The organism is Rhodocaloribacter sp. (assembly GCF_056451265.1).
In genome coordinates, this window is record NZ_JBWOPL010000119.1 from 1 (window position 1) to 15100 (window position 15100).

Consider the following 15100-nt stretch of genomic DNA (forward strand, 5'->3'; position numbering starts at 1 on the left):
GACAAAGCCAGGATCAAAGATCTCTCACGTGCCTATCTGCCGCCGGCTGCCGCGCGATTCCTTCGGCGCGCAACGTGCCGTGTGGACTACCGGCGGCAGATGCGCCGGTGCCGGGCGGCGTTCCTTCGCTATGGCGACCGGTATCCGCATCCGCTCCTGTTCGTGGCCGGGCTGCCGAAGAGCGGGACGACCTGGCTCAAGAAGATGCTCTCGAGCTATCCCGGCTTCCACGAAGTGATCGTGCCGGAGGCGACGCTGTATGAACTCGACACCGGGGGCAGTCACGACTTCGAGTTTCCCGACGACCTCTTCGAGCGCTTCGAAGGTCGGATGGCGGTGTTGAAGATGCATGCCCACGGCTCGCCGCACAATGCGCGGTTGCTTCGCGAGGCCGGTCTGCCCCACGTGGTGCTCTATCGCGACCTTCGGGACGTCGCCGTCAGCCACTATTTCTACGTGCGTCGAACGCCGTGGCACCCCGAGCATGCCCGGTATAGGCCGCTATCCGTCGAGGAAGGGCTGATGACCTTCGCGGAAACGCTGCTCCCCGCTTTCGTCGCCTGGGTGCGCTCGTGGCACGAGCACGGGGCCGGGGAGCGGCGACTCATCATCCGCTATGAAGACCTGGTGGCCGACACCGCGGGCGTCTTCGCAAACGTGGCGGCGCATTTCGGCCTCGACCACGCGCCCGAGACGATCCACGCCATCGTGGACGCACACCGCTTCGACCGCATGAGCGGCGGGCGGAGCGCCGGCACGCCGGACGCCGGGAGCTTTTTCCGCAAAGGCGTGGCGGGCGACTGGCGGAATCACTTCACCGAGCCCGTCAAAGCAGCCTTCAAGGAGCGGGGAGGCGATTTCTGGGTCGCTTTTGCGTACGAAAATGATGCGAACTGGTAAGGGCAACCCGCTGAAAGCACGGACGCGCGTATGGAGGGAGTGTTGAAGAAGCAGGCGAAACCGAGCGTGCGTTTCGTGGCGTTGCGGTACTATCCGAGCGTGCGCGCCACGGCGCAACATCTCGCGGATCTGGCCGAGGGGCTCGCGAGGAGGGGCTATGCGGTGGAGGTGCTCTGCGGCGCGGAGGACGACGTGCCGGGCGCGCCGAGACTGCCGAAGACGCAGGTGCACAACGGCGTCCGGATCCGCCGCGTGCGAACGACGGGCTTCAACCGCGCTTCGACCCTCGGGCGCGCCGTCAACACGCTGTCCTTTTACTGGAGCATCTTCTTCGCGCTCGTCCTGGGCCCGAGGTGCGATATGCTCGTCACCCTCACGGCTCCGCCCATGGTCAGCCTCATGGGCGCGTGTGCCCGGAAACTGCGCGGGCAACGCTTCGGCGTCTGGTCGCTCGACCTGCACCCCGAAGCCGAGATCGCCGTCGGCATGTTGCGGGAAGAGGGAGCGGCGGCGCGTTTCCTCCGGCGGATCGATCGGTTCATTCTCCGGCAGGCGGATTTCGTCGTCGACCTGGGACGGTGTATGCGGCAACGCCTGCTCGACAAAGGCGTGCGTGTCGAGCAACTGACGACCATCCCCGTCTGGAGCAAAAAAGAGGACATCGAGCCGGTTCCGCCCGAAGCGAACCCGCTCCCGGACCGGCTCGGCCTGCGCGATCGGTTCGTCGTGATGTATTCCGGCAACGCGGGCGTGCTCCATCGCTTCGAGGAGGTGCTGGAGGCGGTGCGCCGCCTGCGGGACCATCCGGAGATCGCGTTCCTGTTCGTGGGCGGGGGCGTGCGGCGGAAAGAGATCGAGGCTTTCGCGGAGAAGCACGCGCTTCCCAATTTCCGGTACCTGGACTATTTTCCCCGGGATCAGATCAAATACTCGCTGTCGATGGCCGACGTGCACCTGATCACGCTCAAGACCCGCGCGGCGGGCATCGCGGTGCCGAGCAAGCTCTACGGAGCGATGGCGGCGGCGAAACCGCTCATCATGGTCGGGCCCGAGGCTTCGGAGATCTCTCTGACGATCCGAGAGGTCGGTTGCGGCTACGTGATCGACCCCGAGCGCGTGGCGGACCCGGCGACGGCGCTGGAAGAAGCGATCCTGTCGCTGGTCGAGGATCGCGCGCGCGGCGAAGCGATGGGCGCGCGGGGGCGCGAGGCGTTCCTCCGGCAGTATGAGTGTGAGGTCGCCGTCGATCAGTGGAAAGCGCTCCTCGACGGGCTGCTCGTGTCTCGGGATACGCCGAAACCCGTGACCGCGGAGCGGTAGTGAAAAAAATGCGGGGAGATCAACACAGAAAAACCGATTCTCTTATTCGGTTCGAAATGCTATATTCGGCAGACAACTCTACTTTTCTCATGATGCACTCAGGCCCCGGAAGAAGGATGAGGGGCAGGGGCCGATTTCCTGGATTCACATGAAGTGGTTGATTACCGGCGGTTGCGGTTTCATTGGCATAAACCTGATCGACCGGCTCATGGCCGAGGGCGGTCACACGATCCGCGTGGTCGACAACCTTTCGGTCGGGAGCCGCGAGGACCTGGCCTCGGTGTGCGCCTTCGAAGCGCGCGCGGCGGAAGCCCTCGGCTCCCCGTCTGAGGCGCCGGATTCGGTCGAGCTGGTCGTTGGCGACATCCTCGACGAGCGGCTGGCGCTCGCGGCGGCTCGCGGCTTCGACGTGATCGTGCACCTCGCGGCGAACACGGGGGTGGCGCCCTCAGTCGAGGATCCCCGCGCCGATGCTCTGAACAACGTGTTCGGGACGCTGAATTACCTGGAGGCGGCGCGGCACGGGGGCGTTCGGCGCTTCGTGTTCGCTTCCAGCGGCGCGCCCGTCGGGGAGTGTGAGCCGCCGATCCACGAGGAACTCGCCCCGCATCCCGTCTCGCCGTACGGTGCGAGCAAGCTGGCGGGGGAAGGCTACTGTTCCGCGTACGCCCGCACCTTCGGCGTGGAGACCGTGGCGCTGCGCTTCGGGAACGTCTACGGCCCTCGGTCCTCGCACAAAAGCAGCGTCGTGGCCAGGTTCATCCGCCGCGCTCTCGACGGCGAACCCCTGGAGATCTACGGCGACGGGAGGCAGACGCGGGACTTCATCTTTGTGGAAGACCTGACCCGCGCCATCCGTCTGGCCGGCGAGCGGGAGGGCATCGGCGGGGAGGTGTTCCAGATCGCCACCAGCGCCGAGACGACGGTGAACGAACTCGTCGAAAAGCTCGTGCCGGTGCTGGAAGGCTTCGGGGTTCGGGGCGTCCGCGTCGATCACGGGCCGAAGCGCCTCGGGGACGTTATGCGCAATTTTTCAGATACCTCCAAGGCCAAAACGGCGCTGGGCTGGCAGGCGGAAGTCTCGTTGCCGGAAGGCCTGGCGAAAACGACGCAATGGTTCATGGAGCATTACCGACCCGTCCCGCACGCGGCCGGATAGTGGACCGGACGCCGTCATAAACTTGCGAATCGCAGCATGAACATAGATCGAATGGAAGAACGATGAAAACGTGGGCAACGAGCATACTGAAGCGGCGTCAGTTCGAATTGCTCCTCGGAGACGTTCTCATTTTCATCGTCAGCTTTGCCGGAGCGGTGCTGATTCGGTATGCCCAGGTTGATCTGTCTTTCGCCGAGTTCATCGGGCGCTCGTCGATCTGGATCGTCGCTCCGTTCATGTTGGTGCTCTATCTCGGCGCGTTCTACGTGCTGAACCTGTACAGCCTTCGCCCGGAGATCACCGCGTTCCGCCGGTTCTTCTTCATCCTCGGAGCCGCCGGGATCGTGTTGCTTTCGACGGCCGCCGTCATGTTCATCGCCGGGGGATATCCCATCGGGCGCGTCATCCTGATCATGCAGGCGCCGCTGATGGTGCTCGGCGCGTTTCTCTGGCGCAGTTATTTTTTCCGGAAGATCCTCCCGGTTCAGCGGCAGCGGCGTCTGGCCGTTATCGGCGTCGATGCGGCCGTGGGCGGGCTCGTCGAAGAGCTGGACTCGTTGCCGGTCCGCGAGTATGAGATCGCGCGGGTGTGGCAGGACGCCGCCGAGGCGCACCGGGGTTCGGGCGACGGCGCTCCGGGCGCGGCGACCCTGCCGTTGCACAGCCTGGACGCCGCGATGCGGGAGGTGGAGGCCGACGTGCTCGTCTGCTCCATCGACCGCAACACGCCGGAGGATCTCCTCTACGAGGCCCTTTGGCTCCGGCAGGACGGCGTGCAGGTGTACGACCTGCCCTCGTTCTTCAGTCAGTACTCGGGCCGCATCCCCGTCTCCACCATCGACACGTTCTGGGTGCTTCAGACGGTCAAGCATAACCGTCCGGGGACGGCGTCCGAGCGCATCCGGCGCGTCATCGACCTGACGGTGGGCACGCTCGGCTGTCTCCTCGCCGCCCCGATCATGCTGGCGACGGCTCTGGCCATCAAACTCGACTCGAAGGGGCCGGTGCTCTTCAAACAGGAACGCCTCGGCCTGCACGAAAAACCCTTCGTGCTGTACAAGTTTCGCTCGATGCGCCCGGACGCCGAAAAGCTCACCGGGCCCAAGTGGGCCGAGGAGGACGACCCCCGCATCACCCGCGTCGGGCGCTTTCTCCGGAAGAGTCGTCTCGATGAACTGCCGCAGCTCTACAACATCCTCAAGGGCGACATGACCATCGTCGGGACCCGCCCCATTCGAAGACATTTTGCCGACATTCTCGAAAAAGAGATCCCGTACTACCGGCTTCGTTTCAGCATCAAGCCCGGACTCACGGGCTGGCCCCAGGTGCAGCACGACTATGCGGGAACCGTCGAGGGACAGATCCGCAAGTTCGAGTACGAGCTCTTCTATCTCGCCAATCGCTCGCTGGTGCTCGATCTTTATATCATTCTCAAAACCGTCCAGGTGATGCTCTTCGGGCGCGGGCAATGAAGCCTCGCGAGAGGCGGGTCGCGGCGCCGCTACGCAGGATCAGGCGCACCCGCTGCTCCACCCCGGGGATTCCGAAAACCGATCGTATCCTATGTCCAGGTTCGCGCGAACACTCAAGAACAAGAGCAAGGGGATGCTGCGGAAGGTGTTTGAACTCGGCCAGTATGCCGGTGTCGATATCTTGCCCCGTCGCTTCTATTCCGAGATTCCCGTCATTCACCGGCTGAGGAAAACGGAGCACTGGAAGAAGCCGTATAGTATGATCGGCGTGGCGGGGACGGACGTGGATCGCCAGATGGATTTCGTCCGGGATTGTTGTTCGGCAGAACTCGTGCGGCATCAGCAGGAAATCGATGTGCACGGGGAGGCGTGCCGCAGGAACGGGGCGGGGGGATTCGGGCCCATCGAAGCCGACTTCCTCTTTTGCTTCGTGGCCAGGCGCCGGCCCCGGAACATCCTTCAGATCGGTTGCGGCGTTTCGACGGCCGTCTGTCTGATGGCTGCCGAGTGGGCGGGCTATCAGCCCGAGATCACTTGCATCGAGCCATATCCGAACGCTTTTTTACGAAGCGCTGCCGAAGAAGGGAAAATCGAGTTGATCCCGGAGAAAATAGAGTTGCTCGACCTGGACGTGGGCGCTTTGATGGGGGAGGGAGATCTGTTCTTTGTGGACTCGACGCATACGCTGGGGCCTGCGGGAGAAGTAAGCCGCATCATTCTGGAGATGTTGCCCCGCCTTGGCGGAGGCGTATGGGTGCACTTCCACGACATTACGTTCCCCTACGACTACTCGCCGAAGATTCTGACGTCCGCCCTGAACTTCTGGCATGAGAGCATCCTGCTCCATGCTTTTCTGGCGTACAACCCTCATTTCGACATCGCCGCTTCGATGTCGATGTTGCATTATGAACGCGCGAAAGAGCTCGGGGCCTGTCTGCCTAACTATCGGCCTCAGGGCAACGAGTTCGGGCTACCGACGACCCCGGGGCATTTCCCGACCTCCACGTATCTGCGAAAAGTCGACTAAGGGCGCCTGCCCCGTGAATCCTCAAAGGATCTCTTGATTTTCCGAAAAGGGCTTCGTAGCTATCCGTTTCGACAAAACGACCCATTTTCTCTCGCCGAGAGCGTTATTCCATCTGATAAACCTTTTTCGTACCACAGAACACAACCGGAGGACAATTTCATGCCATCAGAGCAAAGAGTGTTGGTGACGGGGGCCGGTGGCTTTATCGGTCATCACCTGGTGTCTTATCTGAAAAAGAAAGGCTACTGGGTGCGCGGCGTCGATATCAAAATGCCCGAATTTGGAGAGACCGAGGCGGACGAGTTCGAACTGCTCGACCTGCGCCGGTGGGACAACTGCCTGCAGGCCACGCGCGGCGTGGATCAGGTCTACGCGCTGGCCGCCGACATGGGCGGGATGGGCTTCATCTCGAAGTACCACGCGCAGATTCTCCACAACAACATCCTGATCAACACGCATACGCTGGAGGCGGCCCGCCTCAACGGCGTCAAGAAGTATCTCTACACGTCGTCGGCGTGCGTGTATCCGGAGTACAAGCAGACCGACGCCGACGTGAAGCCGCTCAAGGAAGAGGACGTCTTCCCGGCTCAGCCGCAGGATGCCTACGGCTGGGAGAAGCTCGTCACGGAGCAGATGTGTCTGCACTACCATGACGCCTACGGCATGGACACGCGCATCGTGCGGTTCCACAACATCTTCGGTCCGCTCGGCACGTGGGAAGGCGGGCGCGAGAAAGCCCCGGCGGCGCTCTGCCGAAAGGTCGCCTTCGCCAAGTTCACCGGCGACCCCGTGATCGAGATCTGGGGCGACGGCGAGCAGACCCGCTCCTTCTGCCACGTCGACGACTGCCTCGAAGGCATCTACCGCCTCATGCAGTCCGACTTCCACGACCCGATCAACCTCGGGCAGGATCGCATGGTCACGATCAACCAGCTGGCCGACATCATCGCGGAAGCTGCAGGGGTCGAGATCGAGAAGAAGCACGTCGAAGGCCCGCAGGGCGTGCGCGGACGGAACTCGGACAACACCTTGCTCCGCGAGGTGCTCGGCTGGGAGCCGGAAATCTCGCTCGAAGAGGGGCTGGCGGAAACGTATCGGTGGATCGAAGCGCAGGTGCGCGAGAAGTATTTCGCCGACGAGCCGGTGGCGGCCTGACCGCTCCGCACGTTTTTGCGCGACGCTTTGAACCGGCGTTGAGGAAGCCTCCCGGCCCTCAACGCCGGTTTTTTTTCGGAGCCCGGACGAGGCGGCGGACGAGGAGGACGACGAGCCGGAACGGGCGGAGGAGCGGGGCGAGGAAGCCGAGACGCCCGGGAAAGCGGGCGGCGTCCTTCGGCGTGGGCGCGAAGGCCAGACGGGCGGCGAAGAAGAGCTTCTCCCGGGGGGGTTCCCGAAGACGAAGCAGGAAAAGCGGAAGCTCCGGCGGCGGATCGCACGGCTCGGTGAAGAGGCGGCGACGGACCATCGCGGCGAGGCGGGGGAGGGTGCGGTCCGCGTCGAGGCGGGCGCGGACCTCCGGCGGCAGGGGAGCGTCGAGGAGGTCGCGGGCGAGGGCGAGCCCGAGAAGCACCGGGCGGCGGATGCCCCACGTCTCCGCGTTCGAAAAAAGCGCCTCCCATCCGACCGCTTCGCCGCGAACGACCTCGGCGACGTCGACGATCCACTTCAGCCGCACCCACTGGTTGTGCGCCCCGTGGAGCGACAGGACGGCGAGGCGGTCTTCGGGGCCGAGCGCGGCGACGGTCCGGCGGGCGAACGTCGTCTCGCGGAGGCGAGACCACAGGGGGGCGAGGGAAAACTTCCGCCACCCGTCGCTCGCCGAGACGACGCGCCACTGGACTTCGAGAAGGACGCCGGGATCGCGCTCGAACCGGTATTCCCGGCCCCTCGCGAGGGCGGCGGCTTCGTCGAGGCCGGAAGCTTCGGGGACGAACCGGAACCCGTGATCCGTGAGCAAGGCGCGGGCGCGGGGCGCATCCTCGGGATGGATGAGTACGTCGAGGTCGGAGAACGGGCGGAGGGCCAGGTTCCCGTAGACCGTGGCGGCGAGCACCGGGCCTTTGTACGGGAGCGCGGGGAGACCCTCGCGGCCGAAGAGGTCGAGCACGTCGAGCAGGACGCCGGCGAGCATGAGGTTGTGCCGGGCGATGCGCGCGGCGAGGCGGTGGAAGGTCTCGCGGACCGGTCGCGGGACGACGTCGAGGGCTCCAAGGTGTTCGCGCAGGAGGGGAAGCACGCCGTGGTGCGCCGCCGCCCCGATCAGTCGTTCCCAGTCCGGCTGCCGGTCTGCGAGGCGGCCGATTGCCTCGAAGGCCCGGGGGGAGAGGCGGGTGCGCGCGCAGGCGAGAAGGAGTGCGTCCTCCGGTGAGAGGGCGTCAGCGGCGGGCGGCATGGCGGAGGTCGTCTTCGATGAGGTCGAGCAGGCGCGGCAACTGGTCGAACGAGGCGCCGCGCACGAGCCGTCGCGCGGGGATGCGGCGCGCGAGCGCGCCGCTCTGCTCGAAGTGACGGGCTTCGTCGCCGGTGATGCGGAGCGATCGGGGCAGGTGCGCGTGGCGGATCAGTTCGACCAGGGCGTCGGCGGGCGCGAGCGGCGCGAGCGACGGGGCCCGGCCCGGTTCGAGCGCGTAGACCGCGAGGAGCCGCTGTGCGCGCGCCGCCACACGGGTCTCGACGGGATGGATGCGCTTGTCGAAGCCGGGATGGGCGCGCGGGAGATCGCCGGGCGGCCGGTCCAGGGCTTCGGCGGCATCGGGCCAGAGCTTGAGACGGGGCAGGCCGGGACGGAGCGTCACCACCGGGCCGGAGAGGTCGAGCGCGGCCACGTCGTCGCTCATGAAGCGGAAACCTCGCCGGTGAAGCGCCGCCGTCAGCGTCGATTTGCCCGCCCCCGACGCTCCGAGAAAGACCGCCGCGCCCGCTTCGGTGGCGACCGCGTTCCCGTGCAAGGTCAGCAGGCCGCGCCGCCGCAAAAAAAGCCCGAGCACGGACCCGACGAGCATCCGCCGAACCGCCGCCGGCGAAGCGCCGGGAACGGGGGCCACGGTGATGCGGTCCGCCTCGATGAGGAATGCGCCGAGGTCGGGGAAGCGGAGGCAGAGGTGCGTGTCCGTCACGCGGAAGGCCGTCTGCTCCCGGCCGGACATGCCCGATTCCGCATCCACCGGGCCCATGCGGAGACACAGGTCGGCGTGGGCGGGCGCCGCTTCGAGCAAGGGGAGTTCGGGGACGGGAAAATGCGAGCGGATGCTCAGGCCGTAAGCAGTATAATCGTGCACCGAAGGCGCCGGAGGATCGTGCGGAGACGGGAACGCAAGCGCCCGGAGGCTCCCGCGTCGGGAAAAAGGGAGATCGTGCGCGGCGCTAAATCGTGCGTGAACCGAAAAGGTCGCCGTATTTCGCAGTCGTCAGATCGCCGTACTCGGCCTTCGTGATCGTCGCCACGTCGCCGAGGTGGACGAGCCGGGGCGTGTGGTACGGCAGCTTCGAACCGGCGGAAACGGACGTTTCAGAACCGGGAAAGAGGTTTTTCTCGCTTGAATCGTGATTCGACATATCGTGTGCTCAGAAGTATGGAGGCGCGGGATGGCCGGCGAAAAAATGCGTGCGTGGCGGCGCCCCTCGAGAATTTTGCCGGACCAATCGTATCCGAGAAACTAATGCGCCGGGTCAAATTGTACAAGCCTCCCGACGAATTGGTTCATGGAGGGGGGGCGCGAGGGCCTCGCCGCCCGCCGTCCGGTCGTCCGCTCTCGGACGGGATCGGGAGAGGGCGCGTCGCCGACGACGAAGGGTTGCCTTGTCCCGCGGGAGAGGCAGCGTCGGTCCCTCTGCCGGATGCCGGGGACCTGAGCCCCGGGGCGCCGGGACGGCCGCAAGAACGCCCCGGACAGGCGACCCCGTTCGTTTCCATTCCGCTGCGAAAAGAAGTCCTCCCCGGCTCCATCGGGAAGAACATGGCGTCTGCTTTTTGAAAAATGGATGGTCTTCAATAACATGGAGCCCCGTCACAGGAACGTCTATGCGCGCATTTTTTCGACATCACCGGGCGATCGTCCTCTTCGTTGCGAAGATGCTGGCGGCGTATGCGGTGTGGTTTGCGCTGTATGACCTCTGGCTTTTGCCCGACGGACGCCTCGACGAAGCGCTCTCGCTCCACGCGGCTTCGGCGAGCCGGAGTTTGCTCGTGTGGCTCGGCTATGAGGCCAGCGTCTTCGGGCGCGTGGTGTGGATGGACGGAACCGCCGGGATCGAGGTGGTCAACGGGTGCAACGGGCTGGCCGTGATCGGGCTGTTTCTGGGCTTCGTGCTGGCGTTTCCGGGAGAGACTCGGCGGCGGCTCGCGTTCCTTCCTCTCGGCATCCTCACACTCTACCTCGTCAACGTGGGGCGTCTGGCCTTTCTGGTGCTCGTTCAGCATTATCGCCCCGAGTGGTTCGACCTCGTGCATCAGTTCGCCGCCACGGGCATCTATTACGTGGTCGTGTTCGGCCTGTGGGCGGCGTGGACGCATTTCGGCGCCGCGAAAGGGGCGGCGCGTCCGGAGACGGCGCGCATGACGGCGGTCCGGGCATGAGGCGGCTGCCGTCGTGGCTCGCGGGTGCGGCGGGTGCGCTCGCGTTCCTGGCCGTGTACTTCGGCGCGTGGCAGCCCGTGCGCGTGTGGCTGGCGCAGTCGGTGGCGGCCCCGGCGCTCGCTTCGGTGCAAACGGACCGCTCCCGGCGCTTCACGCTCGACGCCGGGCGTCATCCCCGTTCGGTCTACGTGCTCGACGCGAACGATCCGGCGGGGGAGGCGCGCGCGGTGTTTCATGCCCCGGCCGGCCGCGCCTTTCTGATCGCCGCACTCGCGCTCATCGCGCTCTTCCCGTTTCGCCCGTACTGGCTGTATCTCTGGGGCCTTCACCTCGCGCTCGGCGCGCTCTCATTCGCCGCCCTGCTTGCGGGCATCGGGTGGTCGGAGGCGGGCCTGGTCCTGCACACCTTCCTCGACCGCTACGTGACGCTCGCTGTGAGCATGGCCGCGCCGCTCGTCGCCTGGCCGGGCTTTCGTCGTCGGATCGGACGCGGAGGGGAAGGCCGTGGAGCGCGGTGAGGCTATTCGAGCGCGAGCTCCTGGACCCGAAGCTCGGCCGCGTCGAGGCGCTGGAGACAGTGCCGGGCGAGGAGGACCCCCTCCTCATAGAGCTGGAGCGACGCTTCGAGGTCGGGCGGATCTTGTTCGAGGACCTCGACGATCTCTTCGAGGCGGCGGACGGCCTGCTCGAAGGTCAGGTCTTCGGGAAGTTCGGGGGAGGCGGTTGATTCGGGCATGAGAGGAGCGGGTTGAGCGATCCGACGAAGGAACGGGGGAGAGGGCGCCGACTCAAGATAACGACGACGCGCTCAAAGTTTACGCGAAGATCGGAACGCGGGGTGGAAAAAGTCGCATCCGGTGAGTAGTTCCGATGTCTGGGGGGAAGGCCATCGACCAACGAACGGATGAACATGCTAATTTTTAACTTTTTAACGGGCTGACGCATTATGGATCTGAAGATAAAGGACAAGGTGGCTCTCGTGACGGGAGCGAGCCGGGGCATCGGGAAGCGCATCGCGGCGGGGCTGGCTGCCGAAGGGTGCCGTGTGGCGATCTGTGCGCGCGGGGAGGAAGCGCTTCGGGAGACGGCCGCCGAGATCGAAGCCGCCGGCGGGCAGGCGCTCGCCGTTCCGCTCGACGTCGCCGCCCCGGGAGCGGCGGAGCGGCTCGTGGAGGCGACCCTTCAGCGATGGGGACGGTTGGACATTCTCGTGGGCAACGTGGGCGGCAACCGGCGCAAACCGTTCGTCGAGACGACCGACGAGGACTGGGACGCCATCCTGGAGGTGAACCTGAAGGCGCACGTCCGCACGGCGCGCGCCGCCGTGCCGCACCTGCAAGCCGCCGGCAGCGGAGCCATCGTCTTCATCGCCTCCATCTTCGGTCGCGAAGCGGGCGGGCCGGGGCTCACCATCTACAACGCCACGAAGTCGGCCCTCATCAGCCTGGCGAAGATCATGGCGCTCGAACTTGCGCCCTCGAACATCCGCGTCAACACGGTCGCGCCCGGCTCGATCCGCTTTCCCGGCGGAAGCTGGGACCGCCGGTGCAAGGAAGACCCCGAGGGCATGGCGGCCTTCATTGCGCAAAACCTGCCGATGGGACGCTTCGGGACGGCGGAAGAGGTGGCCGACGTGGTGACGTTCCTCGTGTCCGAACGCGCGAGCTGGGTCTCGGGCGCGTGCATCAACGTGGACGGCGTGCAGTCGCGATCGCTGATCTGAACGGCGCCGCTATTCGAACCGGACGAACGTGGCGATGACGCGCCGCCGCTCGGCCTCCGCCTTGTGCCATTGCACGAGGATGGGACTCTGATACGTGCCCTGCACGATGGTCCCTTTGCCGGGCTCCTCGCGGTCGGTGACGAGCAGGCTCACGTTGCGTTTCATCCGGAGGAACCGCGAAGCCGGATAGCGGAGAAACTTGTCGATGATGCGTTCGAGGAGCGATTCGCTCAGCCCCATCGCGTCGATGAACTCGTTGACGAGGTGCACGAGGTCGTATTTTGCGTAGTTCTTCGCTTTCGAGGGGATCGAACGGGGATCGAGGAGCATGTTGCGGCCCTTCTCGGCCATGAAGCGCACGGGGTTGCGCAGCACTTCGGCGAGGTCGTGCCGCATGAGGAGCGTCTCGTACTCGTTGACCGTCAGCCCCGTGTGCCGCTCCTCGGGCGCGAGCCGGATGTCGATGCGCCCCTTCTCGATGCCGAGTGCGACGAGCCGCTCCTGCATCTGTTCATAGAGCCCGAGGCGCGCATCCCGGAAGTTGATCGAGTCGATGGGGTGGTTGGAGACGGGGATCTCGAACGACGTTTGCCCTGCGACGACCTCCCGGTTGAAGCCGATGACCGTCGTGCGCCGGCGCCGATGAGCCTCCCCGTTGGTGCCGTCGAGGTCGATGAAGTAGACCGGGCGTCCGGGCTTGTGGGTATACGTGACGCAGCTTTCGAGGCCGGATCCGATGAAGGTGAGGTGGGAATCTCCGTTGCGGGGTTCGTTCCGGCGCTGCTCCTCGCTCAGTTCCGAGCGGAGGTGCATCTGGTCGTGGTAGTAATCGGCGTTCGGGGGGAAGAGGCGCTGGAACGAGCGGACGTAGGCCTGGATCGCTTCGAGGTCGTGGTTGAGGCGTTCGCAGAGACCCTGTTCGAGATAGCCCGCCGTCGTGTGGTAGGAACAATAGAACGCTTTCGAGAAGGGATCGAGCAGGTCGCCGGTGCGTCGGGAGACGTCGATGATGGAGAAGCGGGCTTCCGGGGTCAGTTCGAGCGTGTGTTCGGAAGGGGAAGGCGTCATGGAAGAAAGGTCGTCGGACGACACTCAATGAATAGGGGACGAGGGCGAGAAGCTCATTCCTTATTTCAGCCTCGGCGTAATAGTCGCCTCATACAACGCCGGATGGCGAGGCGCGTTTCTGAATATCGAGTGAGGAATCGTAAAAAGCAACGCTCCGTCCCGGAAGGGCTTTTTTGAGGAGAAAAGCGCGTTTCGGGAACGGCTATTCCTCGATGACGGCCGCGCGTTCGCCGTCGTGGAAATGGAGCGTGACCGCGTCGCCCGCGTGAAGAGCGTGGGCCGAAGAGACGGCCATGCCGTCGCGGCGGACGAGGGCGTAGCCCTGTCGGAGGGGGCGGTGCGGGTCGAGGAGGGCCAGGCGGGCCGCCAGCGCCTCGACGTGCCGCCGTCGCTGCTCGGTGAGACGGGGCGGGCAGCGGTGGAGCCGCGCGAGGAGATCGTCGAGGCGCTGGCGGTGCTGTTGGAGCCGGTCGAGGGGACGGTTGAAAGCGTGCGAGCGGGTCCGGTGCGCGATCCATTGCCGCCGCTCGGTGATCCGCCGGAGCAGCGCCTCGCGCATCGCGGCGTGAAGCCCCCGGATCTCGTCGGCGACCTCTCGGCGGTCGGGCACGGCGATCTCCGCAGCCATCGACGGCGTGGCCGCCCGCACGTCGGCAACGAAGTCGGCGATGGTCACGTCCGTCTCGTGGCCCACGGCGCTGATGACGGGGATGTCCGAAGCGAAAAGGGCCCGGGCGACGACCTCTTCGTTGAAAGCCCAGAGGTCTTCCGCCGAGCCGCCGCCCCGGCCCACGATGAGCACGTCGGCACGGAACGGATCGCCGGGCGCCGCGGCGTTGAACGTCTCGACGGCCTCGGCGATCATCGCTGCCGCGCCGTGGCCCTGCACCTGCACCGGACACACCAGCACCCGCACGACCGGAAAGCGGCGCTCCAGGATCGAGAGGATGTCGTGAAGCGCCGCGCCGGCGCCCGACGTGATGATGCCGACCGTCTCGGGATAGCGGGGGAGCGGCTGCTTCCGGGCGGCATCGAAGAGGCCCTCGGCCGCGAGACGGCGCTTGCGTTCCTCAAAGGCTTTCTGAAGCGCGCCCTCGCCCGCGAGCTCCATCGCGTGGACGCTCATCTGAAGGTCGCCGCGCACCTCGTAGACCGTCACCTCACCCCGCACCCGGACGAGCATCCCGTCTTCCGGCCGGAAGAACACCGAACGGGCCCGCGCGCGCCACATCACGCAGCGAATCTGGGCCTCCCGGTCCTTCAGGGTGAAGTAGCAGTGCCCGGAGGCCGCCTGCTTGAAGTTGGAGAGTTCCCCCTCCACCCACACCTCGCGGAAATGCGATCGGACGAGGTCCTTGACGCGGCTGACCAGATCGATGACCCTGAGAATTGTTCTCGTTCCGGAGGACGGTTCCATAGCGAAAAAGAAGGGAAGGGGGCGCGGGAGGCCGTACGGATAAATAAAAAAGTCGGGGCGCCGGAAGGCTGAAACGTTTCAGGATGCTTGAAAAGAATCCCGTTCTTTCGCATGTTGGCGACGCATACCCCATTCATGGGGGCGTTCGTACCGCTCAAGGGAGGCTCTGTGCCATTGAGCAGGTACAAACGAAAGAAACGCTTTTCTTCGGCTTTTTTCTATACGCGACCCTATCTTCTACGTTCACCGGCGGCAGGAGCCCTGCAAAGGCGGGGGCTTCACGCCGGTTTGCGTATCGGAGCCGGGAGGTCCCTCCTCACCAGTCGACATGTATCTACGGCATGCCTTCTTCTACGCCTCCTCTCTGAGATGCATCGGAGCGCACACGTGGGCTTCGGCGCCTGGCCACGCTTGCCTATCACCACTCACACAAACTCA

At 65.4% G+C, this 15100-nt stretch carries 15 protein-coding genes; 9 read left to right on the forward strand and 6 right to left on the reverse strand.

Going from position 1 to position 15100, the window contains the following annotated elements:
• The 6 genes from AC1HIY_RS17250 to AC1HIY_RS17275 all read left to right on the forward strand — a co-directional run.
• Nucleotides 1-900 (forward strand): sulfotransferase domain-containing protein (locus tag AC1HIY_RS17250; protein WP_479578039.1); only part of this gene is annotated, 900 nt, incomplete at its 5' end.
• A gap of 30 nt (nucleotides 901-930) precedes the next feature.
• Nucleotides 931-2220 (forward strand): glycosyltransferase family 4 protein, encoded by a 1290-nt coding sequence (locus AC1HIY_RS17255; RefSeq protein WP_479578040.1) that lies wholly within the window; start codon nucleotides 931-933, stop codon nucleotides 2218-2220.
• A gap of 148 nt (nucleotides 2221-2368) precedes the next feature.
• Nucleotides 2369-3379, forward strand: a complete 1011-nt coding sequence (locus AC1HIY_RS17260; RefSeq protein WP_479578041.1) for an NAD-dependent epimerase/dehydratase family protein — start codon at nucleotides 2369-2371, stop codon at nucleotides 3377-3379.
• A gap of 62 nt (nucleotides 3380-3441) precedes the next feature.
• Nucleotides 3442-4851 (forward strand): sugar transferase, encoded by a 1410-nt coding sequence (locus AC1HIY_RS17265; RefSeq protein WP_479578042.1) that lies wholly within the window; start codon nucleotides 3442-3444, stop codon nucleotides 4849-4851.
• A 91-nt stretch (nucleotides 4852-4942) separates the two neighbouring features.
• Complete coding sequence (locus AC1HIY_RS17270) at nucleotides 4943-5878, forward strand: class I SAM-dependent methyltransferase (RefSeq protein ID WP_479578043.1); 936 nt, start codon at nucleotides 4943-4945, stop codon at nucleotides 5876-5878.
• A 159-nt stretch (nucleotides 5879-6037) separates the two neighbouring features.
• Nucleotides 6038-7033, forward strand: a complete 996-nt coding sequence (locus AC1HIY_RS17275) for an NAD-dependent epimerase/dehydratase family protein (protein WP_479578044.1) — start codon at nucleotides 6038-6040, stop codon at nucleotides 7031-7033.
• A 58-nt stretch (nucleotides 7034-7091) separates the two neighbouring features.
• Here the strand turns inward: AC1HIY_RS17275 and AC1HIY_RS17280 are convergent, their stop codons facing one another.
• From AC1HIY_RS17280 to AC1HIY_RS17290, 3 genes are all read right to left on the reverse strand, one after another.
• Nucleotides 7092-8270: a nucleotidyltransferase domain-containing protein gene (locus AC1HIY_RS17280; RefSeq protein ID WP_479578045.1), complete on the reverse strand. Its 1179-nt coding sequence runs from the start codon at nucleotides 8268-8270 to the stop codon at nucleotides 7092-7094.
• Nucleotides 8254-9156: a hypothetical protein gene (locus tag AC1HIY_RS17285; RefSeq protein ID WP_479578046.1), complete on the reverse strand. Its 903-nt coding sequence runs from the start codon at nucleotides 9154-9156 to the stop codon at nucleotides 8254-8256. Before AC1HIY_RS17285 ends, AC1HIY_RS17280 begins: the two co-directional genes overlap by 17 nt.
• A gap of 85 nt (nucleotides 9157-9241) precedes the next feature.
• A complete protein-coding gene (locus AC1HIY_RS17290) occupies nucleotides 9242-9433 on the reverse strand; it encodes a hypothetical protein (RefSeq protein ID WP_479578047.1) in 192 nt (63 codons plus the stop codon).
• 466 nt (nucleotides 9434-9899) lie between these two features.
• Here AC1HIY_RS17290 and xrtX point away from each other — a divergent pair, with 466 nt between their 5' ends.
• Together xrtX and AC1HIY_RS17300 are read left to right on the forward strand one after the other, a co-directional pair.
• Nucleotides 9900-10454 (forward strand): exosortase X, encoded by a 555-nt coding sequence (gene xrtX, locus AC1HIY_RS17295; RefSeq protein WP_479578048.1) that lies wholly within the window; start codon nucleotides 9900-9902, stop codon nucleotides 10452-10454.
• Nucleotides 10451-10972, forward strand: a complete 522-nt coding sequence (locus AC1HIY_RS17300) for a hypothetical protein (protein ID WP_479578049.1) — start codon at nucleotides 10451-10453, stop codon at nucleotides 10970-10972. Before xrtX ends, AC1HIY_RS17300 begins: the two co-directional genes overlap by 4 nt.
• Nucleotides 10973-10974: 2 nt before the next feature.
• Here the strand turns inward: AC1HIY_RS17300 and xseB are convergent, their stop codons facing one another.
• Nucleotides 10975-11190 carry an exodeoxyribonuclease VII small subunit gene (gene xseB / locus AC1HIY_RS17305; protein ID WP_479578050.1) on the reverse strand — a complete coding sequence of 72 codons (216 nt, stop codon included), beginning with the start codon at nucleotides 11188-11190 and terminating at the stop codon, nucleotides 10975-10977.
• Nucleotides 11191-11400: 210 nt separating this feature from the next.
• Here xseB and AC1HIY_RS17310 point away from each other — a divergent pair, with 210 nt between their 5' ends.
• A complete protein-coding gene (locus tag AC1HIY_RS17310) occupies nucleotides 11401-12177 on the forward strand; it encodes an SDR family NAD(P)-dependent oxidoreductase (protein WP_479578051.1) in 777 nt (258 codons plus the stop codon).
• A gap of 9 nt (nucleotides 12178-12186) precedes the next feature.
• Here AC1HIY_RS17310 and AC1HIY_RS17315 read toward each other — a convergent pair whose 3' ends face one another.
• Nucleotides 12187-13245, reverse strand: a complete 1059-nt coding sequence (locus AC1HIY_RS17315; RefSeq protein ID WP_479578052.1) for a YjbQ family protein — start codon at nucleotides 13243-13245, stop codon at nucleotides 12187-12189.
• 202 nt (nucleotides 13246-13447) lie between these two features.
• Complete coding sequence (xseA, locus tag AC1HIY_RS17320; RefSeq protein WP_479578053.1) at nucleotides 13448-14662, reverse strand: exodeoxyribonuclease VII large subunit; 1215 nt, start codon at nucleotides 14660-14662, stop codon at nucleotides 13448-13450.
• Nucleotides 14663-15100: the final 438 nt, after the last annotated feature.

What these genes read in the sequence shown, in the direction of transcription:
- AC1HIY_RS17255 (WP_479578040.1), top strand. Translation starts at nt 931, where the DNA reads ATGGAGGGAGTGTTGAAGAAGCAGGCGAAACCGAGCGTGCGTTTCGTG.
- AC1HIY_RS17260 (WP_479578041.1), top strand. Translation starts at nt 2,369, where the DNA reads ATGAAGTGGTTGATTACCGGCGGTTGCGGTTTCATTGGCATAAACCTG.
- AC1HIY_RS17265 (WP_479578042.1), top strand. Translation starts at nt 3,442, where the DNA reads ATGAAAACGTGGGCAACGAGCATACTGAAGCGGCGTCAGTTCGAATTG.
- AC1HIY_RS17270 (WP_479578043.1), top strand. Translation starts at nt 4,943, where the DNA reads ATGTCCAGGTTCGCGCGAACACTCAAGAACAAGAGCAAGGGGATGCTG.
- AC1HIY_RS17275 (WP_479578044.1), top strand. Translation starts at nt 6,038, where the DNA reads ATGCCATCAGAGCAAAGAGTGTTGGTGACGGGGGCCGGTGGCTTTATC.
- AC1HIY_RS17280 (WP_479578045.1), bottom strand. Translation starts at nt 8,270, where the DNA reads ATGCCGCCCGCCGCTGACGCCCTCTCACCGGAGGACGCACTCCTTCTC.
- AC1HIY_RS17290 (WP_479578047.1), bottom strand. Translation starts at nt 9,433, where the DNA reads ATGTCGAATCACGATTCAAGCGAGAAAAACCTCTTTCCCGGTTCTGAA.
- xrtX (WP_479578048.1), top strand. Translation starts at nt 9,900, where the DNA reads ATGCGCGCATTTTTTCGACATCACCGGGCGATCGTCCTCTTCGTTGCG.
- AC1HIY_RS17300 (WP_479578049.1), top strand. Translation starts at nt 10,451, where the DNA reads ATGAGGCGGCTGCCGTCGTGGCTCGCGGGTGCGGCGGGTGCGCTCGCG.
- xseB (WP_479578050.1), bottom strand. Translation starts at nt 11,190, where the DNA reads ATGCCCGAATCAACCGCCTCCCCCGAACTTCCCGAAGACCTGACCTTC.
- AC1HIY_RS17310 (WP_479578051.1), top strand. Translation starts at nt 11,401, where the DNA reads ATGGATCTGAAGATAAAGGACAAGGTGGCTCTCGTGACGGGAGCGAGC.
- AC1HIY_RS17315 (WP_479578052.1), bottom strand. Translation starts at nt 13,245, where the DNA reads ATGACGCCTTCCCCTTCCGAACACACGCTCGAACTGACCCCGGAAGCC.
- xseA (WP_479578053.1), bottom strand. Translation starts at nt 14,662, where the DNA reads ATGGAACCGTCCTCCGGAACGAGAACAATTCTCAGGGTCATCGATCTG.